We start from the raw sequence: 468 nt of genomic DNA, 5'->3' as shown, positions 1-468 counted from the left end.
TCTTCAATGCCCACTTGGTATACACGATTTTCGTAGCTGTTCAGCGCAAGAATGCGGGCATCGCTGAGGTATCCCTGGCTCTCCACGGCATCCAGCACTCTGTCCGGAGTCAGCTGGTCATAGGGGTGTTTAGCTGGACTATTCATAAAGATCTCCGGAAACATCGACTATTTAATCAACAGCCTGACTTATTGTAGGTGGAGATTCTATAGGCAACGAAATATGCAGACCAGTAGTTCTAATTCAGCGGTGCTGTTTTCTCAGGCGTTTTCGTAGCCGAATCTCTTTTACACTTTTGCGGAACAGCAGAGATGGAATTGTCACACCAATGGCCAGCGCCAGAATGACGAACACGGCTTTCAGCCCGTTGCTGGTGGTTTGAGTCAGTAGCTCCACCGGTACATCAGGGTTATGACTGATTTCCAGCAATCCCATCATGAATCGATATGCATACAGGCCGGGCACCAT

General features: G+C 48.7%; 1 protein-coding gene and 1 pseudogene. Both read right to left on the bottom strand.

Features of this window, described 5'->3' with window-relative positions:
* Window positions 1–146: pseudogene (locus Q1B11_RS20280) on the bottom strand (stress response kinase A); the annotation flags it as partial.
* Window positions 147–243: 97 nt separating this feature from the next.
* On the bottom strand, window positions 244–468 hold a 225-nt coding region (locus Q1B11_RS20275; protein WP_299735833.1), incomplete at its 5' end, for a threonine/serine exporter family protein.

This window comes from uncultured Endozoicomonas sp., assembly GCF_947495845.1.
GTDB lineage: Bacteria > Pseudomonadota > Gammaproteobacteria > Pseudomonadales > Endozoicomonadaceae > Endozoicomonas.
This window is presented reverse-complemented; position numbering and strand designations above follow the sequence as displayed.